The organism is Tenacibaculum sp. (genome assembly GCF_050290165.1).
In the GTDB taxonomy this organism is placed as follows: Bacteria; Bacteroidota; Bacteroidia; order Flavobacteriales; family Flavobacteriaceae; genus Polaribacter.
This window is the reverse complement of record NZ_JBNKHD010000004.1, coordinates 19,656-45,854: the sequence shown is the minus strand read 5'-3', so window position 1 is coordinate 45,854 and position 26,199 is coordinate 19,656. Positions and strand designations below refer to the sequence as shown.

Here is a 26,199-nt window from a genome sequence, read left to right as displayed (position 1 = left end):
TAAAAAAGAGCTTAAACAACAATTTTTAAGCTCTTTTTTAATTACCTTCTAATGTTTTACAATTAAAGATCTAATACTCTTGATATAAAAAGTCGTTATATGGAAAACGTTGAATGTGTATTTTTTTCACTTCTTCGTATACTTTATCTTTAAAGTCTTCTAAGTTATCTTTATTCAATGCAGATATAAAAATGCTTTCAGTTTCTATATCATTCATCCATGTTTTTTTCCAATCTTCTAAAGTATAATGTGCCTTTGTTTTTTCTGTAACCAAATCATCTTCATCAATAGTTTCATGGGTATAAGCATCTATCTTATTAAACACCATTACTGTAGGTTTATTAGCACTATCTATTTCATCCAGAATTTTGTTTACCGATGCTATATGATCTTCAAAATTTGGATGCGAAATATCAACAACATGCAACAATAAATCTGCTTCTCTAACTTCATCTAAAGTAGATTTAAATGACTCTACTAATTGTGTTGGTAACTTCCTAATGAACCCTACAGTATCTGTCATTAAAAAAGGAATATTCTTAATTACTACTTTTCTAACTGTAGTATCTAAGGTTGCGAACAACTTATTCTCAGCAAATACCTCACTTTTACTAATCACATTCATTAAGGTAGATTTCCCAACATTTGTATATCCTACCAAAGCAACACGCACCATTTTTCCACGGTTTTTACGCTGCACCACCATTTGTTTATCTATGGTTTCTAACTTCTTTTTTAGTAAGGATATCTTATCACGAATAATACGACGGTCTGTTTCAATTTCTGTTTCTCCAGGACCACGCATACCTATACCTCCTTTTTGTTTATCAAGGTGTGTCCACATTCGTGTTAATCGAGGAAGTAAATATTGATATTGCGCCAATTCTACCTGAGCTTTTGCTGAACTCGTTTGAGCTCTACTTGCAAAAATATCCAAGATTAAATTAGTTCTATCTAGAATTTTACAATCTAAAAAACGCTCAATATTTCTTAACTGAGCTGGCGATAATTCATCATCAAAAATTGCTGTACCTATATCGTTTGCATCTATATAAGCTTTTACATCTTCTAACTTACCTGTACCCAAAAAAGTTTTTGGGTTAGGTTTATCTAATTTTTGCACAAAACGTTTTACAGCAACACCTCCTGCAGTTAGTGTTAAAAACTCTAACTCATCTAAGTACTCTTCTGACTGTTTCTCGTCTTGATATTGGGTTATAATACCTATTAAAACCGTTTTTTCTGATATGGCTTCACGTGTTTCTATCATACGCTGCAAAAGTACAAATTTATCAACGTAAGTTACGCTACTTTCTTAAGGGATAAATTTGAAAAAAATATTACAACAAGTCTTTTACCACACTTTTTAACTGTGGTAATACTACCTTTTCAAACCATGGGTTTTTGGTTAACCAAAATCGATTTCTAGGTGACGGATGTGGTAGCACAAAATAGTTTGGTAAATATTCTTCGAAAGCATTTACTGTTTCAGTAAGTGTGCGTTTGGTTTTGTCTTTTAAATAATAGTTCTGAGCGTACATCCCAATTAAAATAATCAATTTTACATTGGGCATTTCACTTAATAATGGTTGATGCCATTTCGGAGCACATTCTTTTCTTGGAGGTAAATCTCCTGATTTTCCTTTTCCAGGATAACAAAATCCCATAGGAATTATTCCGAAATTATTGGTGTCGTAAAATTGCTCATCTGTAACATCTAACCACTTTCTTAACTGTTTTCCACTTGCATCGTCCCAGGGGATTCCTGATTGATGTACTTTGGTTCCTGGTGCTTGCCCTACAATGATAATTTTAGATTGTTTACTTGCTAAAACAACAGGGTTGGGCTCTATATGCTCCTCACAAATTTTACATCTCTTTATTTTTTCTAAAAGATTCTCCACATTGTAAAGTTAGTATTTATGCATAAAAAACACTCGATTACATTGTAAAACGAGTGTTTTTTAACTTTAGTTATTTTAGTCTTAATTCTTGATTGCATAACCGGCAGCTTCGCCTAAATCTGATAAAAACACTAAAATAGTTTTCATTAATTTTTTCCCTTTTTTGGTTAGTAGTTCTCTTTTCATTTTTTTTAGATGATTTATTAATTTTCTCCCTAGGGTAAAACTAATACTCATCTATCTGCCAGCTAATAGGGTTTTTACCCTTTTCGGTCAATTTAAACCACTGTTTTTTTGCCAGTGAAAAGATTTATTAACCTTCAAGAATTATTCGAGACTGCTTAATTCCGAACATTAAAGGTGTTTTATTTTTAAAAAACTAAAGTAAATTTATTACTCGTTTAGTAAGTATATGATAATTTTTATAAAACTTTTATAAAGTCATCGAAAGCGACATAATATGGTTTGTCTTTAAAAACAGGTAAATCAACACTCTCAGCATTTGCAATACCTACACCTGCATACCAAACCTTTGCGTTTTGCCTTTGAGCGTGTTCTTTAAAGGTTTCCATCCACAACACATCATACTCTTGTGGAGACTGAATATTGTTCGTGGTTTTTACCAATACAAAAATAGTAGGCTCTCCTTTTTTATAGAGTACAAACTGCGGATGTTTTTTTAATTCACTATTCACCGCTATAAATTCATACCCCATTTTTTGCAGCTTTTTACCTACAATATTCATTCCTAAATTATGGAGTTCTTGTTTGGTAAGCTCTTGCATTACTTCTTCTTATTACGTTTGTTGTAATTCTTATCGCCTTTTGTTTTTGGCTTCTTATATTTCTTGGCAAGTTCTCTTCTGTAAGAACCTCCTTGATTAGTTTTTTTATTCTTTTCTTTTTTCTCGTGAAAAGCTGGCCCAGGAATAAACTCTTGAGAAGTTCTGTTTTTATTAATTTCTCTTTCCTCTTTTGGACGTTCTTCTTCTGTTAATTGGTCAGAAATTTCAACTTGTTCTGGAATTTCTAACTTCGGAATTGTATAATCCATCAACTCCTCTATTCGTTGTTTTGCTTCTTGTTCTTTTTCTGTAGCAAATAAGATAGTTTTTCCTTCATGCTCTGCACGTCCTGTACGACCTATTCTGTGCATATAGTTTTCAGGGAAATGTGGCGTATTGAAATTGATTACATGCGTAATTTCTTCTAAATCTAATCCACGTGCAATTACATCTGTCGCAATTAAAATTCGCTTTTCTCCTTTATTGAATTGTTCTATGGAACGCAAACGATAATTTTGCGTTTTGTTAGAGTGAATTACGCAAGCTTGCGATGGGTATTCTTCTGCAACACAATCAAACAACCTATCAGCATTTCGTTTATTAGGTGCAAACACCAACACTTTGCTAAACTCTGATTTATCAAACAATAAATAGTTTAATAAATTGACTTTCGTGTAAAAATTAGGAACATCATAACTTGTTTGCTGAATATTATCTAACGGTGTTCCGCTAACTGCAATCGCTATTTTATGAGGAGCAATAAAAAAATCATCAATTAACGCTTCCACATCTTCTGTCATCGTTGCTGAGAACATGATATTTTGACGTCTTTGAGGTAGTAAATCAAAAATATTTAACAACTGAAAACGAAAGCCTAAATCAAGCATCACATCTACTTCATCAATCACCAATTTCTGAATAGACTTTAATTTCAACACGTTGCTTAAGGCTAAATCATATAAACGTCCTGGAGTAGCAACAATAATATCAGCACCTTGCATTACTGCTTCTTTATGGCGATTTAAGTTGACTCCTCCATACACCCCAATAGTACGTAAAGTCATATATTTTGCTAACTTTTCAATCTCTTCCACCACCTGTACCACTAATTCTCGTGTAGGCACCAATATCATCACCCTTGGGTGTTGTTGTTTTGAAAACTTTAAATCACGTAATATCGGCAATAAATATCCAAAGGTTTTCCCTGTACCTGTTTGTGCAATACCCACTACATCTTTTCCTGAGCGAATAACAGGGAATGCTTCTTCTTGAATAGGTGTTGGGTTTGTAAAACCTAATTCTTCAATTGAATTTCTTAGTGGATTTGATAAGTCTAAATCTTGAAAAGTAGTCATTAACAATAATTTGCTGCAAAGGTACAACCAATATTTTTTGTTTAATTAAATACAGTTATTATTTTTGAATGCACCCTACCTTTATAAAAGGTTTTGCAGCAAATTATATCCTTCCCCTACTCTTTTACAATTTTAAATACCTTCACCCCTTTTTGTGTATATACACGAGCAAAATAAACACCCGCTGTCAAACTTTCTAAATCAATTTCCTTTTCTGAACTTTCCATAATCTTTTGCCCGGACAGATTGTATATTTCAAAACTATCTATTTCAATAGTAGAATATACTTTTCCTTGAGTTGGATTAGGATATAGAATAAATTCATCACTTTCATCATCACCTCCCGTGCTCAGAGATTTATCAACCGTTATAACAAATTCATGGAAACTATAGTTGTTATAATTGTCAAAAACTTCAATAGTAATGGTATGGTCTCCTGCTGTCAATATTTGTCCTGGTGAAGGATATTGTTCCACACTTAATATATCGGCACAATTATCTGTAACTATAATTTGATTTCTAAAATCTTCCAATATATATCCATTATTCTCTGTATTGTTTACTCCTACAACCATATCACTTGGTAAAGTACCTACTTCAAATACAGGATATGAAGTATCTACCACTCTTATGGTTGTTGTACATGTAGCTACCAAATCATTATTATCAATAACAGTTAATGTGACAGTAACTGGATTTCCTATATCTGAACAATCAAAAGAATTTCTATTAATACTCAAAGATTTGATTCCAGATAAATCTGTTGATCCATTATCAATATCACTTGCTTCAATCACATAACTTCCTGTTTCATCTAGAGCAAAAATAGCTTCTGAAATACAGTTTACTGTAGGCACCGTGGTATCTACCACATTCACTATTCGTGCTACTTGTGCTGCTACATTTCCTGAAGCATCCGTAGCATTGTAATAAATTGTATAAGTTCCAACTACATCTTTAAATTCAGAAGTATTAATAACAATAGCTGATCCATCATCTGTCGTGGCTCCTAATTCTGAATAACCTACTCCTAGTTCTATCGTCTGAGGGTTGGCTCCTACTAAACTAATAACTGGTGCAGTTGTATCTATAACATTTACTGTTCGGGTTACTTGGTCTGCTTTATTTCCTGAAGCATCCGTAGCATCATAATAAATTGTATAACTTCCTATTGCATCTCTAAACTCAGAAGTATTGATAACAACATCCGAACCGTCATTTGTGGTTGCCCCCAATTCTGAATAGCCAAATCCTAGTTCTATCGTCTGAGGGTTTGCTCCGTTTAATGTAATTACTGGTGCAGTGCTATCTACCACATTCACTGTTCGGGTAACTTGCTCTGCTGTATTCCAAGAAGCATCCGTAGCATTGTAATAAATGGTGTAAGTTCCAACTACATCTCTAAATTCGGAAGTATTGATAACAACATCTGATCCATCATCAGTCGTGGCTCCTAATTCTGAATAGCCTGCTCCTAGTTCTATCGTCTGAGGGCTTGCTCCGTTTAATGTAATTACTGGTGCTGTGGTATCTACCACATACACAGTTCGGGTTACTTGGTCTGCTGTATTTCCTAAAGCATCTGTAGCATCATAATAAATAGTATAGGTTCCTACGGCATCTACAAATTCGGATGCATTGATAACAACATCTGATCCATCATCTGTCGTAGCTCCTAACTCTGAATAGCCTGCTCCTAGTTCTATTGTTTGTGGGTTTGCTCCTACTAATGTGATTACTGGCGCTGTGGTATCTATCACATTTACTGTTCGAGTTACTTGGTCTGCTGTATTTCCTGAAACATCCGTAGCATCGTAATAAATAGTATAGGTTCCTATTTCATCTCTAAACTCAGAAGTATTGATAATAATATCCGATCCATCATCTGTAGTCGCTCCTAATTCTGAATAGCCAGATCCTAGTGCTATCGTTTGTGGATTTGCTCCATTTAGGGTAATTACTGGTGCAGTGGTATCTACCACATTCACTGTTCGGGTAACTTGCTCTGCTGTATTCCAAGAAGCATCCGTAGCATTGTAATAAATGGTGTAAGTTCCAACTGCATCTCTAAACTCAGAAGTATTGATGACAACATCCGAACCGTCATTTGTGGTTGCCCCCAATTCTGAATAGCCAGATCCTAGTTCTATCGTCTGAGGGTTTGCTCCGTTTAATGTAATTACTGGTGCAGTGGTATCTACCACATTCACTGTTCGGGTAACTTGCTCTGCTGTATTCCAAGAAACATCTGTAGCATTGTAATAAATGGTGTAAGTTCCAACTGCATCTCTAAACTCAGAAGTATTGATAACAACATTCGATTCGTCATCTGTGGTAGCTCCTAATTCTGAATAGCCTGCTCCCAATTCTATTGTTTGTGGGTTTGCTCCATTTAATGTAATTACTGGCGCTGTGGTATCTACTACTTGAACGATTCGGGCGACTTGGTCTGCTTTATTTCCATAAGCATCCGTAGCATCATAAAAAATTACATAGGCTCCTACGGCATCTCTAAAATTAGAAGAATTGATAATAACATCCGATCCATCATCTGTGGTTGCCCCCAATTCTGAATAACCAGCCCCTAATTCTATTGTTTGTATGAATGTTCCGTTTAGTGTAATTACTGGCGCAGTGGTATCTACCACATTCACTGTTCGGGTGACTTGGTCTGCTTTATTTCCATAAGCATCCGTAGCATCGTAATAAATTGTATAACTTCCTATTGCATCTCTAAACTCAGAAGTATTGATAACAACATCCGAACCGTCATTTGTGGTTGCCCCCAATTCTGAATAGCCATCTCCTAATTCTATCGTTTGTGGATTTGCTCCTACTAATGTGATTACTGGTGCGGTATCTACTACATTTACTGTTCGGGTTACTTGTGCTGCTGTATTTCCAGAAGCATCCGTAGCATCGTAATAAATAGTATAAGTTCCAACCGCATCTCTAAATTCAGAAGTATTGATTACGACATCTGATCCATCATCTGCCATAGCTCCTAATTCTGAATAGCCTGCCCCTAACTCTATCGTTTGTGGATTTGCTCCGTTTAGTGTAATAACAGGTGCTGTTGTATCTATCACATTCACTGTTCGGGTAACTTGGTCTGCTACATTCCAAGAAGCATCCATAGCATCGTAATAAATCGTGTAAGTTCCAACTGCATCTCTAAAGTTAGAAGAATTGATAATAACATCCGATCCATCATCTGTGGTTGCCCCCAATTCTGAATAACCTGCTCCTAATTCTATCGTTTGTGGATTCGCTCCTTTTAGTGTAATAACAGGTGCTTTACAATCATCTCCAAAATTAGTATGTGCATCAATACTGGACCAACTTATAGCACTATAAAAAGGACTATCAACTTCAATACAGTAAAGTAAAGGATTTGATGTTGATTGAAAAGCTGTAATTTTTGTGTTGTTATTATTTTTAACATTAAAATATTCCAACAAATCATTATTAAGTACCCTTAATTGAAGAAGGTTAGGAAGCCCGCTAACATCTAACTCTTTTAACTCACTATAGCTAATTTCTAAAACAAGTAAACTCTTTGTTAACTGTGATGGTAATAACTCAGTAAGTGGATTGCTACCAATAGATAATCTCGTTAATTTTGTATTGACTGATACATCTATTTTTGAAATATTATTTAACTCGCAGTAAATTTCACCTAACTCTAGATTTCTAGAAACATCCAATTCAGTTAAATTATTATCAATTACAAGTAATCTCCCTAAGCTTGTAAAGCCCTTTAGACCTGTTAAATCAGAGATATCTTTTCCATTCAAATTTAATTGATAAACAGTATTGATATTTTCCTTTAACACATAATTATCTAACACATCATCATACCCTAAATCTATCAACGCTTGCTCAAAGTTATCATCTGGAACATACACAGAATCAAAACGACAATAATCACTAAACGAGGTATGGTCATCTATCATTGTCCAATTTGTGGTACTGTAGCTAGGATCATCCACTTGAATGCAATACAATTCTGGAGTATTTATGGTCTCAAAACTTAGGATTTTAGTTTCATCAATATTTTTTAAGGTTAACTCACCTAAATATGGGTTATCTCTTAGCTTTATATGTTTTAAACTAGTCATACCTGATAAATCTATCGATGTCAGACTATTATCATTAAGGTTTAAGCTAAAAATACTCGTTGGCAAACTTGATGGTAATAACTCCGTTAATCCATTTCCTTCTGCTGCAAAATATATTAGCTTGGTATTGGCACTAATATCAAGTTTTGTAATATTGTTACTACCACATAATAAATCTGTTAGCTCTGTATTACTCGAAACATCTAGCTCTGATAGATTATTTACTCTACAATCCAAATCCTTCAACGCTGTGAATCGCTCAATTCCAGTAAGATTACTAATATTTTTATTGTAAAGATTTAAAATAGTTACAGAATCGATGTTTGCTGTTAAAACATAATTGTCTAACACATCATCATACCCTAAATCAATTAGCGCCTGTTCAAAATTATCATCTGGAACATATGCATAGTCATTAAAACAATTTTGACTAAAATTTGTATGAGCATCTATATTTGTCCAATTGGTTTCGCTATAGGATACATCATCCACATCTATACAATACAACAAAGGCGTATTACTAGCTTGGAAAAATCTTAGTCCACTATTATTCCCGTTTTTTATTGAAAATTTTTCAAGTAACGGATTATCGCTCACTATAACCAAAGCCAAGTTTGAATAGCTACTCAAATCAATTTCTGTAAGACTGTTATCAGAAGCATTGAATTCATATAGATTTACCGCTGAACTTGGCATGATAAGTTCTTCTAATTTATTACCCTCGAGCGCTAAACGAACTAGTTTTGTATTTGTTGATAAATCTAAAGATGATAGTACATTGTAGCCTACATATAAATTCATTAACTCTGTGTTACTATAAAGGTCTAACTCCGACAAGTTATTTCCTCTAATTCTTAAAAATGTTAATGCTGTAAAACTTCCTATACCAGTTAAGTCTGAGATACCTTTCTCTTCTATTTCTAATGACGTTACTGCACTTATGTTTGATTTTAAAACATAATCGTCCAATACATTATCGTAGCCTAAATCTATTAATGCTTGTTCAAAATTATCATCTGGCACATATACATATTCTTCACATAAAGTATTGAACGTTGTATGTGCATCTTTATCTGTCCAGTTGGTATCGCTATAACTAGAATCATCTACCGTTACACAATTTAGCAATGGATTACTTCTAATATCGACAATAGATATATTGGTATTATTGCCATTCTTGAGATTCAAATACTGTAAATTTGAACAGTTAGTCATCCATAAAACTTGTAAATTTGGTAAGTTACTAAGATCTAAGGTAGTCAGTTCATTTCCACTCAAATTGAAAATTTTCAAACTCGTTGGTAATAGTGTAGGTATAATTTGACTAAGATTATTATTCTCAGCTATTAAATTTTCTAATTTCGTATTATTAGTCAAATTTAATCTTGAAATAAAGTTGGCTCCACAATGTAGTATAGTTAACTCTACATTGTTGGAAATGTCTAATTCTGTAAGTTTATTACTTCTAACATTAAGCTGCTTTAAGGCAGTAAAGTCTTCTATACCTGTTAAATCTTGAATATTCTTACTTCTAACATCTAAGGTTGTGATTGATGAAATATCCGAAGTTAATACTACTCCATTAACAACTCCATCTGAATCGATATTCAAATCAATTAAAGCTTGTTCAAAAGCTGAATCTGGTATGGAAGTAGTTTGCGCTGATACTACTAATGAAAAAAATAAGGTAATTAGTGAGAGTAATTTTTTTGCCATATACGAGTGGATTAGAACGATTTTATCGAAGGCAAAAAAATAAAAATAGTACTAAACCGTAAAGAAAAACAAGGTAGCAAATGGGTATCAATCGCTCAAAATCACCAATATACAGAACATCTTCTATACTTCCACTGTATAGTTTTCAATATAGTTTATAATATCATCATCAGAGTTAATTTCTAATTTTTTTCTGATTCGATATCGTGTTGATTTTACTGATGCTAAACTTATACTTTGTAAATCTTTTATTTCATTGGTAGATAATCCCAGCTTCATTAAGCACAATAACTTCTTTTCTTTTTCATTAAAAAAATTAAAATGTGTGTTTAATTTTATTTTAAAATTAGGACTCACTTTATCCAAGTAGTCTGTTAAATTTAGTGAGGTATTATAATCTATATTTTTAGATTTTAAAGATGCCAAAAGAGATTTAATTGCTTTGGTCTTATCTTCTTCTGATTTAATATTTAAAATACTTTTTAACTCATTTACAAAAAGCTCTTGATATTCTTGTTTGATTTGACTGTTTAAATACTCATTTTTAAGCTCAGCTTCTTTAAGTTGTAAAACCTGTTCAGCTGTTTCTCTCTGTAACTGTTCATTCTCTAGTTTTCTTGTCGAAAGTGCTAATCGATTTTTAGTATTTTTTCTAATCAACAGAAAAATGGTTATTGCAGATGCCACAGATAACATTAATAATCCTAAGTACCATTGCTTTTTAGCCTTTTCATTTTGAAGTTTCAATTCTGTTTGTAGCTTTTCTTTTTCAAATTGATAATTTAGTTCTAAAGCTGTGATTCGTTTTGCTTTTTCTGTATCGTTTAAAGTATCATTATATGCTTTATACAATGTATAATCCTTTAATGCATGTTCAAAATCACCAATGGTCTTATAAACAGAACTACGACTGTAATACTGTTTACGTAAAAGTTCTTTATGTTTTATTCTTTTGGAAATAGTAATAGCACTGTCCAATCTTAGAATAGATTCTTTATAATTTTTAATTCCATTATAGGAAGCTGCTAAATTCAAATAAGCAGTACTTAACTCATTCTTTAGACCTAATTCCTTAAAAATCTTAATATTTTCCTCAAAAGTTTTAATTGCTTTGTCATATTGTTTCGATGAATAATATAATAGCGCTAAATTACCATTGACTTTAACAATACCTTGTTTAGAGGTATACAATTCTTTTGCTTTACTATACTTAACGAATGTTGAATCATATTGTTTTTCATAAAAGTAGGTAACACCTAGCATATTATATGTGGTTGCTAAATCATCTAAATTAACATGAGAGTGCTCTCTTATTTCAATAGCTTCTTTAAAATACCTTTTAGCTTTATCATACTCTTTTTGTCGCCTGTAAAACATCCCTAGATTATGTAAGGTCAATCCAAGCATAGTAGAATCCTTAATATTCTTACTAATTTCAAGAGCTTTTAGATAATTAGATAATGCTTGTTCGGGAAAACTTTGTTTAGCTTCTATAATAGCCAAATAATTAATTGCTTCTGCTTTTTTACCAGTAAAGTATACACTATTATGTTTGCTAGCTTCTAACGCTTTTAGAACCTCATTAACTAATATTTTAGCTGTATCAATATCTCGATTAAGTATATACTTAGTCAATTCAATTTTAGAATGAATGTGAACAGAATCTGAAGATGCTTCTTTTATATTAGATTTTAATTCATAAAGTGTATTATCCTCCGATTGCGCAACAACCGAAGACGATATAGTTAGTAATATAATTACCAGTTTATATACACAATTAGAAAGTTTCATTATAAATATATTCCTTAATGCTGCAAAAATACATTTTGATCTTAATAAAGACCTAAAAAGTACATTAATAACAATCATTATATGGAAAAGTAAAAAACTTACTAAACACCTTGTTTTTTCACGAATCAAACACCTAATAAAACTCATTAACAACAAGTTAACTTAAAACATAATCAATATTTTGTATATTTAAAGGAGTTAATCCTTTTTGATTATGGAAACACCTAAACGACTAGAGCAAGCGCTTATAAAACTTTACAATGCTTTTCATAACAATGAATTGAACCCAGAATGTTGCTCAGCTTGTGCTGTTGGAAATATTTTAGACAATAGAGATAGCTGGAAACATTTAACAAATGGTCACGGTTCGTTAGAGCTGAGTTATGTTGGCAGAGTACATCAAAATTTAGGCAGAAAATTTAACGGGTACTCTCCTTTAGAATTATTGCAAATTGAAAAAGTATTTCTAGAAGCTTGTGGGTTTGTGGTTCCTTTATGTTATTATAACCCAAAACCCCAAGACCCTACAAATAAAGAAACCCTATTTAATGGCTTATGTGCTGTGGTTGCTCACCTATGCAAGTTAGATAACGTAGCTAACGTTATGGATTATTCTAAAATTTTTGAATACGAAAAAGACACTCCTGTATATCAGTTTGATGTAATTTACGAGTAATTATTTTGCTAAAAACATAGTTTTACATTCAAAGCACTTAAACCTTCTTTTATTGAAAAAGATCAGTTTCTGAACAAGACTTCTTCTTTTTCTTCTCACAAATGTAGATTGACAATTTGGGCAATTCATAAGCTTATTTCTTTATATACAAAGGAAACCTATAAACTTTAATTGAAGGTTAACTAATCTGTAAATGGTTAAAAATTAATTATAATATGTAAACTTTCATGTATAAAAAAGCCGATACAATATTGTATCGGCTTTATATTTAGAATCACTAAGTGATTATCCTCCAAAGTCATCAAAACGGATATTCTCATCTGGAATACCAAAGTCTTGTCCCATTTTCTCTACCGCCTTGTTCATTAACGGTGGTCCACAGAAGTATAATTCAATATCTTCTGGTGCATCGTGCTTGCTTAAGTAATTATCGATTACACAGTTATGAACAAATCCTACAAAACCATCACCTTCATCTTCCATACTATTCTTTACTTTCCAGTTATCTTCTGGTAAAGGTTCTGATAATGCAATATGGAATTTGAAATTAGGGAATTCTTTTTCTAATGCCCAGAAGTGCTCTAAGTAGAATAATTCGCGCTTAGAACGACCTCCGTACCAATAAGAAACTTTTCTTCCTGTTTTTAAGGTTTTGAATAAGTGATATAAGTGAGAACGCATTGGTGCCATACCTGCTCCTCCACCTACATATAACATTTCTGCATCTGACTCATTGATGAAGAATTCACCATAAGGTCCAGAAATAGTTACTTTATCTCCTATTTTTCTAGAGAATACATATGAAGATGCAACTCCTGGATTTACATCCATCCATCCTCCTTTAGCTCTATCGAACGGTGGAGTAGCAATACGAACGTTTAACATAATTTCACGTCCTTCTGCTGGATAAGAAGCCATAGAGTATGCTCTCTCTACTGTTTCTGGGTTTTTCATTACTAAAGGCCATAACTTAAACTTATCCCATTCTTCCTGGAACTTGTCTGGAGTTTCGTGCTCTTCAGGGTGTGCAGTGATATCCATATCTGAAAACTTAACTTCACAAGGTGGAATTTCAATTTGAATATACCCTCCTGCTTTGTAGTTCATATCTTCTGGAATCTCTACTACGAATTCTTTAATAAAAGATGCTACGTTATAGTTACGTACTACTGTAGCTTCCCATTTCTTAATTCCAAAGATTTCTTCTGGAATTGAAATATCCATGTCTTGTTTTACTTTAACCTGACATGCTAAACGAGCACCGTGTTGTAATTCTTTACGAGTAAAGTGTGGTGTTTCTGTTGGTAACGCTTCACCTCCACCAGAAAGCACGTGACACTCACATTGAATACAAGATCCACCTCCACCACAAGCTGATGGTAAGAAAATCTTTTCATTACCTAAAGTAGATAATAAAGTTCCTCCAGATGCTACTTCTATTGTCTTATCACCATTGATTGTAATCTTTACAGGTCCAGATGGTGCTAATTTTTGCTTTACAAATAATAATAAGGCTACTAATACTAAAAGTACTGCTAAAAACGCTAATACTGTAATAGCAACTGTTCCTCCTGTGCTTACTTCTAAAAATACCATTATTCTGTAATTTCTTTAGTGTTATTAGCCAATTCTTCAGCTTCCTTTTTTACCTCTTCTTTCTTCTCTTCTACCTTAACCTTCACTTCAGCTTTAGGAGCTTCTTTTTCTTTACTTGCATCATCACCTCCTGTTAACATACCTCCAAAACTCATAAATCCGATAGCCATTAAACCAGTAGTAATGAATGTAATTCCTAATCCTCTTAATGCTGGTGGTACAGAAGAGTATCTGATTTTTTCACGAATAGCTGCAATAGCTAAAATTGCTAAAAACCATCCAATTCCTGAACCAATACCATATACGAATGATAATCCTAAAGTTGGAATTTCACGAGATTGCATAAATAAAGATCCTCCTAAAATTGCACAGTTTACTGCAATTAATGGTAAGAAAATACCTAAAGAGTTATATAATGCTGGCGCAAATTTTTCAACAATAATTTCTACCAATTGTACCATGGTTGCAATTGTAGCAATAAACATGATAAATGATAAGAAACTTAAATCATAATCTGCATACTCAGCACCTAACCATTTTAAAGCTCCAGGTTGTAATAAATATTGATCTAACAACCAGTTTACTGGTACTGTTACAGCTAATACGAAGATTACTGCTGCTCCTAAACCTACGGCTGTTGATACTTTTTTAGATACAGCAAGGTATGAACACATTCCTAAGAAAGTAGCAAATACCATGTTGTCTATAAATATCGACTTGAAAAATAATTCTATATGTTCCATTCTTCTCTTTTTTTAATGAACACTAACTAAGTTAGTCTTCAATTAATGCTTTATTTCTTGAACGCTGTACCCAAATAATAATACCAACTACGATTAATGCCATTGGTGATAATAACATAAATCCGTTGTTCTCATATCCTAAAGCATACAATCCTGTTTTCTCAATAGGATCTCCTAATACTTTAATTCCTAATAAAGTACCAGAACCTAACAATTCTCTAAAGAATCCTACGATTACTAATATTAAACCGTAACCAGCAGCGTTACCAATACCATCTAAGAAAGATCTCCAAGGTCCGTTACCTAAAGCAAATGCTTCAAAACGTCCCATAATGATACAGTTGGTAATGATTAATCCAACGAATACCGATAAGGTTTTACTTAATTCGTATGCGTAAGCTTTTAATACTTGATCTACAATGATTACTAAAGCAGCTACAACCACTAACTGAGCAATAATTCTAATTTTAGAAGGAATGATGTTTCTCATTAAAGAAATAACAACGTTTCCTATCGCTAATACAGCCATTACCGAAATAGCCATTACGATAGCAGCTTTTAATTCTGCTGTAATTGCTAATGCAGAACAAATACCTAATACCTGGATAGTAATTGGGTTGTTATCTGCTAACGGATCTGTGATTAATGCTGCGTCTTTTTTTGATAAAAGTCCCATAATTAATTTAATGTTTTAAAATAAGGTACGTACTGTACTAATTCTGATTTAATCATTGCTGAAACTCCATTACCTGTAATAGTTGCTCCTGCAATTGCATCTACCTCATTATCGTTCTTATCTTCATTCTTAGGGTCACCGTTTCCTTTTGCTACACTAATTCCTTTAAACTCACCATTACTCATCATGTTTTCTCCTGCGAAATCATCCATAAAGAAACGTTGCTTAATGTTAGCACCTAAACCTGGAGTTTCTCCTTTGTGATCAAAGAATACTCCTTGAACTACCATGTTTTTATCCATAGCTACATAACCCCAAATAGCATCCCAAAGACCTTTACCTCTAATTGGAGCGATATAAAAAGTTTTACCTTCTTTTTCTCCAATAAACAAAGGTAACTTTCTTACTTTACCTTCTTTAGCAGCAGTTTGTTGTTTCTTAACATCAATTAAGTATGCTTTGTCATCTTCAGTAACTTTATCACCTTCAATAACTATTTGCTTTTTGATGTATTTAGCAAACTCATCTGCTACTTTATCTTTTGAAACAAAAATTACACTTGTTTCATCATTTTCGTTTACACCCATAGCATACAAAATATTTTGTTGCTTTTCGATACGCTTATTTCCATCGATTGTTGGGCGAAGTGATGAAGCTGTAAAAGCTAACAACGCACCCACTACCAATACCATTCCTACTGCGAATAGTACCGTATATACATTACTATCTGTCTTCTTACTCATAATTAGGCAGTTTTAGCTTTTAAACGTTTTAATCTTCTCTTTACATTTCCTTGTACTACATAGTAGTCAATTGTTGGAGCAAACACATTCATTAATAAGATTGCTAACATTACTCCTTCAGGATATGCTGGGTTGAATACACGAATCATAATCGAGATAAATCCGATAAAGAAACCGTAAATCCACTTTCCTTTATTAGTTTGTGACGCTGTAACAGGATCGGTAGCCATATAAACTGCACCAAATGCAAAACCACCAATTAATAAATGTTTCCAGAAATCTAAGCTCATTAATCCGTAAAACTTACTCGTTTCACCAATCCATCCTAAAGTTACAACTTGGTTAAAGATGAATCCCATTACTAAAGCTCCTACAACAGCAGACACCATAATTCTCCAGCTTCCAATCTTTGTAAAGATTAAGAATAAAGCTCCTAATAAGATTAATAATGTTGAAGTTTCTCCTACTGAACCTGGAATAAATCCGAAGAACATATCAGAAACAGAATAGTGTAATGGTTGCGATTGTGCTAAACTACCTAAGATAGTTTCTCCTGAAATTGCATCAGCAGTTCCTGCTAATTCTCTAGCTCCTTGTACCCATACTTTATCTCCTGACATCCAAGTTGGATATGCGAAGAATAAAAATGCACGAATTGTTAATGCTGGGTTTAAGATGTTCATCCCTGTACCACCAAATACTTCTTTACCAATTACAACACCAAAAGCTACCGCTACTGCTAACATCCATAATGGTAAATCTACTGGTACAATTAACGGAACTAACATTCCTGTTACTAAGTAACCTTCTTCTACTTCGTGTCCTTTAATTACAGCGAAGACGAATTCAATTGCTAAACCAACTACATACGATACAATTACTAATGGTAAAATTTTAGTTAAACCAATAACGAAATTGTTCATATTCCAAAAGTCTCCACTAAAGAAAGACATTCCTTCAGTAAAGCCATTAATAGCAGCGTTATGTTGATACCCTGCGTTGAACATTCCGAAGATTAAACATGGTACTAAGGCCATAATTACGATGTTCATCGTACGTTTTAAATCATCGGCTGCCTTGATATGAGTTCCTCCATGAGTGGTCTCATTAGGCAAATATAAAAAGGTGTGGATTGCGTTAAACGCAGGTGCCATCTTAGTACCTTTATATTTCTCTTTTAAATTATGTAAGTTTTGTTTTAAGCCCATATCTTATCCTAATTCTTCTCTCATTAAATCTAATCCTTCACGAATTATTTTTTGGTGAGGTTGTTTCGATACACAAATAAATTCTGTTAATGCAAAATCTTCTGGTGCAATTTCATAAGCTCCTAACCCTTCCATTTCGTCAAGGTCTTTGTACATACAAGCTTTTAATAATTGCATCGGATAGATATCTAATGGAAATACTTCTTCATACGAACCAGTTACCACAAATGCTCTGTGCTCACCGTTTGTATTCGTATTTAAATCGTATTTTTTCTTTGGGTTTAACCAAGAGAATGTAAATGCTCTAGAAGCTGATATCTTGTTAAAGATTGGCTTATTCCATCCGAAAAATTCATAATCATCTCCTTCAGGAATTGCAGTAATCAAATTGTCATAGTATCCTAAAGATCCTTCTTGACCAACTTCTAAACCGCTTAACACATTTCCACTAATTACACGAGCATTGTCAGCATCTAAGTTTCCTTTAACAACATCAGCAATTTGAGCTCCTGCTTTTGCAGTTACATATTGAGGTTTGTTAAATTTAGAACCTGCTAAAGCTACAATACGTGTAATATTGAACTTACCAGTTAATAATAACTCACCAATTACCACTAAGTCTTGAGGTGTTACCACCCACACAACTTCTCCTTTATTAATAGGACTAATTTGCGCAATTTGTGTACTTACGTTACCTGATGGGTGTGGTCCTGAAACTTTATGCAATTCAACACCTTTTAGCTCTTTAAACGGAGATAAGGTTGAATTAGCTGCTACAGAAACATGAACTTTACCAGTAGTTAACTTTGTTAACGCTGTTAAAGCCGTTTGTAACTCAGCTCCTTTACCTTTCAATGCATAATCATAATCAGCAGCTAACGGTGCACTCGCATAAGCAGATACAAAAATAGCTTTTGGTGCTTGATTAGGATTTGCAATCACATCGTACGGACGCTGTTTTACAAATGGCCAACAACCTGAAGCAAACAAGTGATTTTTCACTTCTTCTCCAGACATTGCATCAACATCTTTTTTACCAAAATCTTTGTATTCCTGCTGTGCATCAGCAGTGATTTTAATTGCTAAAACTTTTCTTCGTGCTCCACGTACGATTTCTGTAACTTTTCCACTAACAGGGCTTGGAAATAAAATACGTTCGTCACTTTTTGCATGAAAAAGTGCCTCACCAGCTTTTACTTCTGTACCTTCTTTAGCTAAAATTTTAGGAATAACGCCGTGAAAATCATCTGGCTTTATTGCAAACACACTACCTAATGGAAGTTCGGTAGTTACTTGTTCTGCCTCGCCAACTAGCTTGATATCCAAGCCTTTCTTAATACGGATGTCTTTTGACATAGTAACTGATTAATTTGATTTTCTTAAAAAACATGCAAATTTAAAAATTTTGAAAACCATTGTAGAACAAAACCATTTTTATCTTTAAGAAACAACATTATTTATATTTATTCTAAATAAAAAACTTGTCTTTGGCGCATATTTTGATATTTTTGTTAACACATATGACTAAAAAAATTCTATCCATACTTACATGTTTAATGTTTAGCCTCATACAGGCTCAAAACATAAAAACTGTACAATTGCGTCCAAAGCATAATCCTAATCAGTATGAACCTATCGTCCGTTTAGGAGAAGTTTTAAAGCTCTCTTTTGATGATTTGGATGCTGACAGCAAAAGATATCAGTATAAAATTGAACATATGACGCATGATTGGAAACCTAGTTCAATGACTAGCAACCAATACATTGAAGGTTTTGAGCAAAATGAAATCATTAATTTTTCAAATTCTTTTAACACGCTACAACCTTACACCCATTACACTGTTGATATTCCAAATCAAAATACCATTATTACCAAAAGCGGTAATTATTTAATTTCTGTAATAGATGAAAATTATGAAGTAGTTTTTACAAGGCGTTGTGTTTTTTATGAAGATATAACTACTGTAGGTGTCGCTGTTTTTAGGAGTAGAAATGCTGCCGCAGCTAACCAACAGCAAACAGTGCAATTTTCTATAAATCACCCTAATTTACAAATCAACAATCCTGCACAAGAAATTCATGTAACTTTGTTTCAAAACTACAATTGGAACACTGCTATAAATAACCTTCAACCTCTATTTGTAAAACCTCAACAATTACTATACAATTACACAACAGGAACTAACTTTTGGGGAGGCAATGAGTTTTTAAACTTCGACACCAAATACATTAGAAATAGTAGTTTAAATGTCGCCAAAGTAGAAAGAGAAAACTTATACCATAGCTACTTGTATACTAACGAACCAAGAGCAGATAAAACTTACACATACAACCCCGATATAAATGGGCAATTTGTTATACGAACAACTGAACGAGATGCTATTGATGAACAAGCAGACACTGAAGCTGATTATTCGCTAGTTCATTTTTCATTAGACGCTTTTGAACCTTATCAAGACAAAGATGTGTACATATATGGTGCTTTCAACAATTATGAATTGTCAGAAAAAAACAAAATGACCTACGATTCAAGTCAGAAAATTTACAAAACTATTTTACCTTTTAAACAAGGTTTTTACAACTATAGCTATACTACTGTTGACAACAACAATACTATTGATTTACATGAGGTTGACGGCTCTTTTTATCAAACCGAAAACGAGTACACGGTTATTGTTTACTACAAGCCTTTGGGTGAAATTTACGACAGAGTAATTGGTCTTGGCAACGGGTTTTTTAACCAAAATAGATAAGCTTGCACATAACCATTGACTAAAAACGGAAAAAGAACTATCTTTATCCTATGTTTCAGCAAGTAACTAAGGGGATAAAAATTTCAGTAAAAACTACATTTAATGGCACTGTTTATAGAGACTATGAACAGTATTACTCTTTTAGTTATTATATATCCATCGAAAACAAATCAAAAGATGCCGTGAGGTTACTAGAACGTTATTGGGTCATTTTTGACGCACTTAACAATACAGAGTATGTAGAAGGTGAAGGTGTAGTTGGCGAAACACCAACTATAAAACCTAACGATGTTTATAACTACAAGTCTAATTGTTTCATACTCTCATCTACTGGTGCTATGGGAGGACATTATAAAATGATTAACCTTGAAACCTCTAAAGAATTTTTAGTAACCATACCAACTTTTCAACTAACAACTACTCCTACTTTAAACTAATGATTAAAAAAAATAAGGTTGCAATTATAAAAGACCCTAATTGCTTAAACTGTGGATACCCATTTTCACACGACGAAAAATTCTGTCCTGAATGCGGACAAAAAAACCGTGGAAAAAAAATTACTCTTGGGAATTTTCTTAAGGAAATTTTTGCCGGTTTTCTTTCTTGGGACGCTAAATTTTGGAGAACACTCATACCATTACTCATAAGACCTGGTAAAGTTTCAAAAGATTATATAGAAGGTAAACGAAGTAGATATACCAATCCTTTTCGATTTTATTTAACCACATCAATTATCTTTTTTTTGATTATTGGTTCAACTGATAGGTATAACCGATTTGAAGAATTAAGAAGCGGTAAATTTTTAAACGGAGATTCACATAAAATAAATAAAAATGGAATTGAAACTGATAGAGTAGATATGGACTCTATTCAAAACGCAGTTTTTAAGCAATTAGAAAAGCAAGATTCTATCAAAGTCAAATCATCACTTATTAAAATAGATTCATTAACAACGAAGAGTTCTTCAAAACAATCTTTAGCTAATACAAGTTTTGACGATTCTTTTAGAATAGTGAAATTTATGAAATTTCAAAAAAAACATCCAGATATAGATATTGATGATGCTTTGGATAGCTTACAAGTTAATAAAGATTTTAGCAACCGCTTTATATATTCAAGAGCAGCTGTACTTAATTCCGTATTCTTAAAAAGAAGTGAAGTCCAGAAATTTACTCGTAAGTTATTATCATATGGGTCAGTAGCACTTTTTGTATTACTTCCTCTTTTTACATTATGCTTAAAGCTTCTTTACATCAGAAGAAAATATACCTATGTAGAACATCTAGTGTTTGTTTTCCACATTCAAACAGTATTTTTTCTTCTTTTCTCCTTCTTTTTTATAATTGAGTTTTTTAAAGAAACTAGTAGTGCTGCAACTATATTCCTATTACTTTTTATGACCTACTTATTTGTAGCTATGAAAAAGTTTTACGGACAAGGATATATAAAAACAATTATAAAATACATACTAGCAAACACAATGTTCTTTATACTTGCATTCTTGGGTTCTATAGTAGTATCGTTTATTGCTTTTGCCTTATACTAGTTAGACAACTGAAAAAAGAAGTTTTTTGAAGTATTACTAAGCTGAACAGTAGCTTTGACTTCATTGTTTTTAGCTACTGAAAATTGTATGGTATTTATTTTATCTAAGTACTTATTTTGGAAAGTATAAATTCCCCTTTCCTTTTGTTGAAATGCAGCTACATCAAACCAGAAGAGAAATTTATTAACCTCTTCGGTTTTTCTTTTTTTGGATTGATTTTTTACAGAAGTTAACTTCAACAAATCTTCTTTACAAGAAACATATGTGGTAAATAAGGGCATCAATGTTAATACCGAATCATTTTCTACTAATTTAATCGCTTGTTTTTTATTCAAATAATCACACAGTTCTTTTCCTTCTACACTTAAAGATAGACTAGGAATTATGATATGCTGAACTTCTTTTTTCTCAACTTTATTAAAATCATCGTCATACTCATAGGTTACTATAGTGTCAGACTTTTCAATAAATGAAGAGAGGTTAAAATTCATCGCTCCACTCCACTTATCAGCAATAGAATCTAACGACAAACTTGTTAACTTTTTAAACTTCGCTTTTACATTTTCTCCTAAAGCACCTGCTACTTTCTCTGCATTTAACTTTCCTGAAAGTGCAGCAATAGTACCATTACTAGAAGTTGCTTTAAAGGGAAGAAAAACAGCATTTCCCTCTCCTAATTTACCTTGAAGAGTTAACAGACCATCATCAATCGTAACTTCAAAAAAATCACCTTGTGTTGTAGTTACTGTTATTGGATTATCTCGATTCTTTATCTTGTCAAAAATTGAAGCTTCTTCTGGAAAGTAATTTTCTTCATTTAACGACGTTAATAATTCTGAAGAAATTACTGCATCTTTTTCCAACTTACATAATACCTGAAAGGTATTTCCTTGTAAAACACAAGCCATTCTTCCTTTTACATAAAATGTATCTTCTTTTATATTTTGCTCTTTAAAACCTTCTTCTTTCAAAGTTGCAACAAACCTCTTTTTAAAAAGAATTTTATTACTTATCAAGAATCCCTTATACTCATCTTGATTTGTATAAAAAAACAAGCTACTAGGAATTTCTACCTGATTTAATAATGATTCTTTTTTCTCTCTTTTTTTTGTTGATGTGTTTTCAAAATCTAATTGTGAAAATGGATGCTTTAAAAAACTACAAAGAATATTGTACTCTATTTCACGTAGATTAACATGCACTACAGTTTCAGCAGAAACTGGTACCTTATCTGCATAAATTACGGTTGGATTATATCTAAAAAACCCAACCGTAACTAAAACACAGCATCCTATTATAATAATATATGCTATTCTTTTTATCATTCAGCTTATTTAGCTACCGTGTTGATAAACTCTAATAATAATTTTAAAGTATTTTCTTTATTTCCTTGAGTAGAAAGTTTAACTTCACTAGAAATTGTATTCCCTTTCATTCTAGACACTCTAAATATCGCTTCATCTAAATATTCAGTAGAAAAACGTAGTGTTTCTTTTTCTGATTTGCTAAGCCATTCATTAGGCATTTTATTTAAAATAGCATTTACATCAACATAAAACACTGATGAGTTATTTCTTACCAATTTACTATGTTTCTTAGTATTAAACTTATTGTTTCCGCTAGCAATATTTACAGTACCTTGTTTAGAGGTAGTTATATATAAAACATCATTTTTAACCACAAAGTACAAGTCAAATGGTATATCTGATTTTTTTGGTATAAATGCCGCAATGTTATCTTCAATTCTTAAAGCGTTGTGTTTCTCACCTAACTTAAAAAACTTGTTTAACAAATCCTTCTCTTCAGAACCTATCATCAGAGTAAAATCAGGCACAAACTCTTCTTTTGTTTTTGTTACCTCTTTACGTTTATAGTCTTTATCATATTCATACGACTTATACTCTACTTTTTTCTTAGAGAAATCGTTTAACACCAAAAGAGCATCACCCGTTATTAACTTACCTATTGCTTTTTCGTCAATAATCAAAGAAAACAAGTCTCCTACTATATCAATTTCTTCTTGAAATTTCGGCAACATACCTCCATACATTTTATGTGCTAATGTTGGGTATTGCTTTAACATCTCTTCTGTATTTAAAGAAATACTCCAAAATGCCAACGCTTTATCATGATCAAAACCATTAACCAAGTTTCTATTCATTCTTTTGTTATAAATCTTCTTAAACGACTTTTCCATCCCTGGACTAACCGACATATCTAACAAGATTCTAACATCATTTTTATCAAAAAACAAGTTTGCTGTTACCTCATCAATTCCGTAAATATTTTGGCTTCCTTCTGGATACATAGGAAATAGAGAGTTTCCAAAAGACTTAAATAAGTCGGTCATTAACATCCCATAGTTACGAACCCAAAGTGTTGCCGACGCATCTTTATTTTTACTCTTTTGAAACTTATTACTAGCAGCAATTGACTTCGTAAAACGCTTATTAAAAATACCCAAAGCGTAGTCTTTTGTCCATTCGCTGGCAATTCTCTTTTCAAATGAATAATTATATTCTCCTTCTTCTTTTAATTTTTCTAAACGCTCTTTATGAGCCGAGAAATACCCTCTTGACATATCTCCTGTCACTATTAAAAGAGAGTTTTCATTCCATATTTTAAAAGTTCTACGTCCCTCTATATAACTATAATTATCTTGGGTTTGAATTTTTCCCTTGTCTCTTTCAGTCAACATTGACTCATACATCTGCTTATCATTCAATTCAACATAAATGTTATGATACGAAACACTATCTGTTTTACTAAAAAAGTAATAGGCGTTAGACTTAATATTTATTCCCGTATTAGCCACTGAAGACACTTTATCATCTTCTCTTCTTCTATTTACCTTCTTTAAAATCTCTTTTCCAACAGCATTCTCATCAATGTCAGATACCTTTACCAACTTAAATAAGTTTTCAGCATTAGCAGAGATTAAAACATCAACATTATTAGGTATTTTAGTTTCTAATTGTTGAGCTTGTAAAATTGTAAATGTGTTTAAAAATAATAGTGTAGCAATAATTTTTTTCATGTGTTTATTTTTATTCTTTTTTAATCGTCACATGAAACCTTTGATTATTAAAATAACCAAGTAGGTTTCATTTTGAATTTAATTCTCTAATTGTATTTTATTTTTTATTGTTTGCTTATGAGCAACTATATCTTGCGCTTGTAAATGCAACATAATAGCTTTCTTACTTTTAGATATTTTTGCTTCTTTGTTTTCACTTGATTGTATTGGCGTTTCAAATCGGTATACACTAGTGTATGTCGCCGTTTCAAAAACTTTACGGTCTTGCATTTTAGTTTTTTGAAACTCTTTTCCTAAATTGAAGTGATGACTACGTGTAAAGGTTTTACTTTTCTTATTGAATGTAAAATGCTGGTTCTTTTTTATTTTCTCAGCTTCCTTTTTTGAACTGAAATTTGAAATTACTTCATTTAACGCTTCTACATTATCAAAATCGCACGAAACTGTTACAATAAACTCATTGAAATCTAAGGTGTTTTTTACATTATGTACCCCTTTTGTTTGTTGTATTTTACGAACTATTTCGTTCACTTTACTTCTAATTATGGCTTTAGAAGGCACTTTATACCCATTCACACTATCTAATAACATGATAGAAGCTAACTTCGTTTTACTTTTACTTAAGTTAATAGTTAACACAGCACTTCCAGAACCATCTTTATTAAAAGTTACTTCTTCAACAAACTCAAAGCAACTGGTAAATAAAAAAAGTGATGTTAATGAAAGAAATAATAGCAGTTTTTTATTCATCATAATTTTTTGCAAATATACCAAAAGCCTTTTTTAAGCCCCAGTAATTTTGACTGCTGTTTTGTTCTTTTCTTCCAAAATATCGTAGTACTCCATGGTAACCTCATCTTCTTTCTTAATGATAGACGTAGTACTTACAGTTTCTACATAATTTCGTTTCATTTTTATAGAAATTTCAGGTGTCCCTTTGGTTTCATCTTGATGAAAAGCAATGATATCTGATTGCTTATATGCCGGATGTTCTGTTAACCAATCGGCAAACCATTGTTTTCTTAATTCTTTCATATTCTCATCATACAAAGTCGCAGACGACCATATTTTAGGTTGATTATCTAGCTCTTTAAAGTGTTTTCCTTTAACATCCCAAACTAATTCGTATGCTTTTAATTCCGTAGCCCAATCAACCAACACAATGGTAAAAGGCTCTATCCCCTCAAAATCAAAGTGATTGATAATTTCAACAGGATCGTCAACTTTTAACAATTGTTTTACAATTACTCCTCTACTCATTCGATATGATTCTGCTCTTTGATGCTTTGTGAACCCACCATTCAATAAACAAATCAATCGTTTTTTTTCACTCACACCAATCCACGTTCCTCCTGCTAATTCGTCTTTAGGATATGTTAATTTTATCCCATCTTCAACATAAGTTTTTGGAGAAATCGTTCTTCGTTTTGGATCTTCATCCCTATTAGAAGTTAATATAAAATCATTATTCCCTAAAGGTAAATAAGTTACCGTGCACATATTGTTTTCCTTTTATTGAATTCCAGCCTTATGTCCATTTAAATATTTC

Annotated in this window: 20 protein-coding genes; 4 read left to right on the top strand and 16 right to left on the bottom strand. The window is 32.4% G+C overall.

From position 1 onward, the window contains the following. Positions 1–70 precede the first annotated feature (70 nt). The 6 genes from hflX to ACQY6M_RS05325 form a co-directional block, all read right to left on the bottom strand. Complete coding sequence (hflX, locus tag ACQY6M_RS05350) at positions 71–1,270, bottom strand: GTPase HflX (RefSeq protein ID WP_428741436.1); 1,200 nt, start codon at positions 1,268–1,270, stop codon at positions 71–73. 70 nt (positions 1,271–1,340) lie between these two features. Then, positions 1,341–1,904, bottom strand: a complete 564-nt coding sequence (locus ACQY6M_RS05345; RefSeq protein ID WP_428741437.1) for a uracil-DNA glycosylase family protein — start codon at positions 1,902–1,904, stop codon at positions 1,341–1,343. Positions 1,905–2,326: 422 nt separating this feature from the next. Continuing rightward, entirely contained in the window at positions 2,327–2,689 is a 363-nt protein-coding gene (locus tag ACQY6M_RS05340) for a Na(+)-translocating NADH-quinone reductase subunit F (protein WP_428741438.1), read from the bottom strand. Then, complete coding sequence (locus ACQY6M_RS05335; protein ID WP_428741439.1) at positions 2,689–4,044, bottom strand: DEAD/DEAH box helicase; 1,356 nt, start codon at positions 4,042–4,044, stop codon at positions 2,689–2,691. Before ACQY6M_RS05335 ends, ACQY6M_RS05340 begins: the two co-directional genes overlap by 1 nt. A 116-nt stretch (positions 4,045–4,160) precedes the next feature. Beyond that, the gene (locus tag ACQY6M_RS05330) at positions 4,161–9,881 is read right to left on the bottom strand and encodes an immunoglobulin-like domain-containing protein (RefSeq protein WP_428741440.1); all 5,721 of its coding nucleotides are present in this window, start codon (positions 9,879–9,881) and stop codon (positions 4,161–4,163) included. A gap of 123 nt (positions 9,882–10,004) precedes the next feature. Beyond that, a complete protein-coding gene (locus ACQY6M_RS05325) occupies positions 10,005–11,750 on the bottom strand; it encodes a tetratricopeptide repeat protein (protein WP_428744925.1) in 1,746 nt (581 codons plus the stop codon). Between the two features lie 136 nt (positions 11,751–11,886). On the opposite strand from ACQY6M_RS05325, the gene ACQY6M_RS05320 reads away from it, so the two are divergent. Beyond that, complete coding sequence (locus ACQY6M_RS05320; protein WP_428741442.1) at positions 11,887–12,348, top strand: Na(+)-translocating NADH-quinone reductase subunit F; 462 nt, start codon at positions 11,887–11,889, stop codon at positions 12,346–12,348. A gap of 285 nt (positions 12,349–12,633) precedes the next feature. Here the strand turns inward: ACQY6M_RS05320 and nqrF are convergent, their stop codons facing one another. Genes nqrF through ACQY6M_RS05290 form a run of 6 tightly spaced genes read right to left on the bottom strand, consistent with a single transcriptional unit; the run spans position 12,634 to position 18,670 of the window. After that, complete coding sequence (gene nqrF / locus ACQY6M_RS05315; RefSeq protein WP_428741443.1) at positions 12,634–13,944, bottom strand: NADH:ubiquinone reductase (Na(+)-transporting) subunit F; 1,311 nt, start codon at positions 13,942–13,944, stop codon at positions 12,634–12,636. After that, positions 13,944–14,687: an NADH:ubiquinone reductase (Na(+)-transporting) subunit E gene (nqrE, locus tag ACQY6M_RS05310; protein ID WP_133534934.1), complete on the bottom strand. Its 744-nt coding sequence runs from the start codon at positions 14,685–14,687 to the stop codon at positions 13,944–13,946. The genes nqrF and nqrE overlap by 1 nt, the downstream gene beginning before the upstream one ends. Before the next feature lie 31 nt (positions 14,688–14,718). Beyond that, positions 14,719–15,363: an NADH:ubiquinone reductase (Na(+)-transporting) subunit D gene (locus ACQY6M_RS05305; protein WP_428741444.1), complete on the bottom strand. Its 645-nt coding sequence runs from the start codon at positions 15,361–15,363 to the stop codon at positions 14,719–14,721. Positions 15,364–15,365: 2 nt separating this feature from the next. Next, positions 15,366–16,106, bottom strand: coding sequence for a Na(+)-translocating NADH-quinone reductase subunit C (locus ACQY6M_RS05300; RefSeq protein ID WP_428741445.1), 741 nt, complete (start codon positions 16,104–16,106; stop codon positions 15,366–15,368). A gap of 2 nt (positions 16,107–16,108) precedes the next feature. After that, positions 16,109–17,314, bottom strand: coding sequence for an NADH:ubiquinone reductase (Na(+)-transporting) subunit B (locus ACQY6M_RS05295; RefSeq protein ID WP_428741446.1), 1,206 nt, complete (start codon positions 17,312–17,314; stop codon positions 16,109–16,111). Positions 17,315–17,317: 3 nt separating this feature from the next. Beyond that, positions 17,318–18,670 (bottom strand): Na(+)-translocating NADH-quinone reductase subunit A, encoded by a 1,353-nt coding sequence (locus ACQY6M_RS05290; RefSeq protein ID WP_428741447.1) that lies wholly within the window; start codon positions 18,668–18,670, stop codon positions 17,318–17,320. A 164-nt stretch (positions 18,671–18,834) separates the two neighbouring features. On the opposite strand from ACQY6M_RS05290, the gene ACQY6M_RS05285 reads away from it, so the two are divergent. The 3 genes from ACQY6M_RS05285 to ACQY6M_RS05275 are packed head-to-tail and all read left to right on the top strand — an operon-like array spanning position 18,835 to position 21,613. Beyond that, positions 18,835–20,067, top strand: a complete 1,233-nt coding sequence (locus ACQY6M_RS05285) for a DUF5103 domain-containing protein (RefSeq protein ID WP_428741448.1) — start codon at positions 18,835–18,837, stop codon at positions 20,065–20,067. 50 nt (positions 20,068–20,117) lie between these two features. Beyond that, positions 20,118–20,504, top strand: coding sequence for a Co2+/Mg2+ efflux protein ApaG (apaG, locus tag ACQY6M_RS05280; protein WP_428741449.1), 387 nt, complete (start codon positions 20,118–20,120; stop codon positions 20,502–20,504). Continuing rightward, positions 20,504–21,613: a DUF3667 domain-containing protein gene (locus tag ACQY6M_RS05275; RefSeq protein WP_428741450.1), complete on the top strand. Its 1,110-nt coding sequence runs from the start codon at positions 20,504–20,506 to the stop codon at positions 21,611–21,613. The genes apaG and ACQY6M_RS05275 overlap by 1 nt, the downstream gene beginning before the upstream one ends. Here ACQY6M_RS05275 and ACQY6M_RS05270 read toward each other — a convergent pair. From ACQY6M_RS05270 to ACQY6M_RS05255, 4 genes are all read right to left on the bottom strand, one after another. Next, on the bottom strand, positions 21,610–22,938 hold the full coding sequence (locus ACQY6M_RS05270; protein WP_428741451.1) for a hypothetical protein: 1,329 nt from the start codon (positions 22,936–22,938) through the stop codon (positions 21,610–21,612). The two genes, ACQY6M_RS05275 and ACQY6M_RS05270, sit on opposite strands and share 4 nt — an antisense overlap. 5 nt (positions 22,939–22,943) lie before the next feature. Beyond that, the gene (locus tag ACQY6M_RS05265) at positions 22,944–24,650 is read right to left on the bottom strand and encodes a hypothetical protein (RefSeq protein WP_428741452.1); all 1,707 of its coding nucleotides are present in this window, start codon (positions 24,648–24,650) and stop codon (positions 22,944–22,946) included. Positions 24,651–24,728: 78 nt separating this feature from the next. Next, a complete protein-coding gene (locus ACQY6M_RS05260) occupies positions 24,729–25,403 on the bottom strand; it encodes a hypothetical protein (protein ID WP_428741453.1) in 675 nt (224 codons plus the stop codon). 30 nt (positions 25,404–25,433) lie between these two features. Beyond that, a complete protein-coding gene (locus ACQY6M_RS05255; RefSeq protein ID WP_428741454.1) occupies positions 25,434–26,150 on the bottom strand; it encodes an NRDE family protein in 717 nt (238 codons plus the stop codon). Positions 26,151–26,199 lie beyond the last annotated feature (49 nt).

Excerpts from the sequence above, each read along its gene's own strand:
- hflX (WP_428741436.1), bottom strand. The coding sequence starts at position 1,270 with ATGATAGAAACACGTGAAGCCATATCAGAAAAAACGGTTTTAATAGGT.
- ACQY6M_RS05340 (WP_428741438.1), bottom strand. The coding sequence starts at position 2,689 with ATGCAAGAGCTTACCAAACAAGAACTCCATAATTTAGGAATGAATATT.
- ACQY6M_RS05335 (WP_428741439.1), bottom strand. The coding sequence starts at position 4,044 with ATGACTACTTTTCAAGATTTAGACTTATCAAATCCACTAAGAAATTCA.
- ACQY6M_RS05330 (WP_428741440.1), bottom strand. The coding sequence starts at position 9,881 with ATGGCAAAAAAATTACTCTCACTAATTACCTTATTTTTTTCATTAGTA.
- ACQY6M_RS05325 (WP_428744925.1), bottom strand. The coding sequence starts at position 11,750 with ATGATTGTTATTAATGTACTTTTTAGGTCTTTATTAAGATCAAAATGT.
- ACQY6M_RS05320 (WP_428741442.1), top strand. The coding sequence starts at position 11,887 with ATGGAAACACCTAAACGACTAGAGCAAGCGCTTATAAAACTTTACAAT.
- nqrF (WP_428741443.1), bottom strand. The coding sequence starts at position 13,944 with ATGGTATTTTTAGAAGTAAGCACAGGAGGAACAGTTGCTATTACAGTA.
- nqrE (WP_133534934.1), bottom strand. The coding sequence starts at position 14,687 with ATGGAACATATAGAATTATTTTTCAAGTCGATATTTATAGACAACATG.
- ACQY6M_RS05305 (WP_428741444.1), bottom strand. The coding sequence starts at position 15,363 with ATGGGACTTTTATCAAAAAAAGACGCAGCATTAATCACAGATCCGTTA.
- ACQY6M_RS05300 (WP_428741445.1), bottom strand. The coding sequence starts at position 16,106 with ATGAGTAAGAAGACAGATAGTAATGTATATACGGTACTATTCGCAGTA.
- ACQY6M_RS05295 (WP_428741446.1), bottom strand. The coding sequence starts at position 17,314 with ATGGGCTTAAAACAAAACTTACATAATTTAAAAGAGAAATATAAAGGT.
- ACQY6M_RS05290 (WP_428741447.1), bottom strand. The coding sequence starts at position 18,670 with ATGTCAAAAGACATCCGTATTAAGAAAGGCTTGGATATCAAGCTAGTT.
- ACQY6M_RS05285 (WP_428741448.1), top strand. The coding sequence starts at position 18,835 with ATGACTAAAAAAATTCTATCCATACTTACATGTTTAATGTTTAGCCTC.
- apaG (WP_428741449.1), top strand. The coding sequence starts at position 20,118 with ATGTTTCAGCAAGTAACTAAGGGGATAAAAATTTCAGTAAAAACTACA.
- ACQY6M_RS05275 (WP_428741450.1), top strand. The coding sequence starts at position 20,504 with ATGATTAAAAAAAATAAGGTTGCAATTATAAAAGACCCTAATTGCTTA.
- ACQY6M_RS05270 (WP_428741451.1), bottom strand. The coding sequence starts at position 22,938 with ATGATAAAAAGAATAGCATATATTATTATAATAGGATGCTGTGTTTTA.
- ACQY6M_RS05265 (WP_428741452.1), bottom strand. The coding sequence starts at position 24,650 with ATGAAAAAAATTATTGCTACACTATTATTTTTAAACACATTTACAATT.
- ACQY6M_RS05260 (WP_428741453.1), bottom strand. The coding sequence starts at position 25,403 with ATGATGAATAAAAAACTGCTATTATTTCTTTCATTAACATCACTTTTT.
- ACQY6M_RS05255 (WP_428741454.1), bottom strand. The coding sequence starts at position 26,150 with ATGTGCACGGTAACTTATTTACCTTTAGGGAATAATGATTTTATATTA.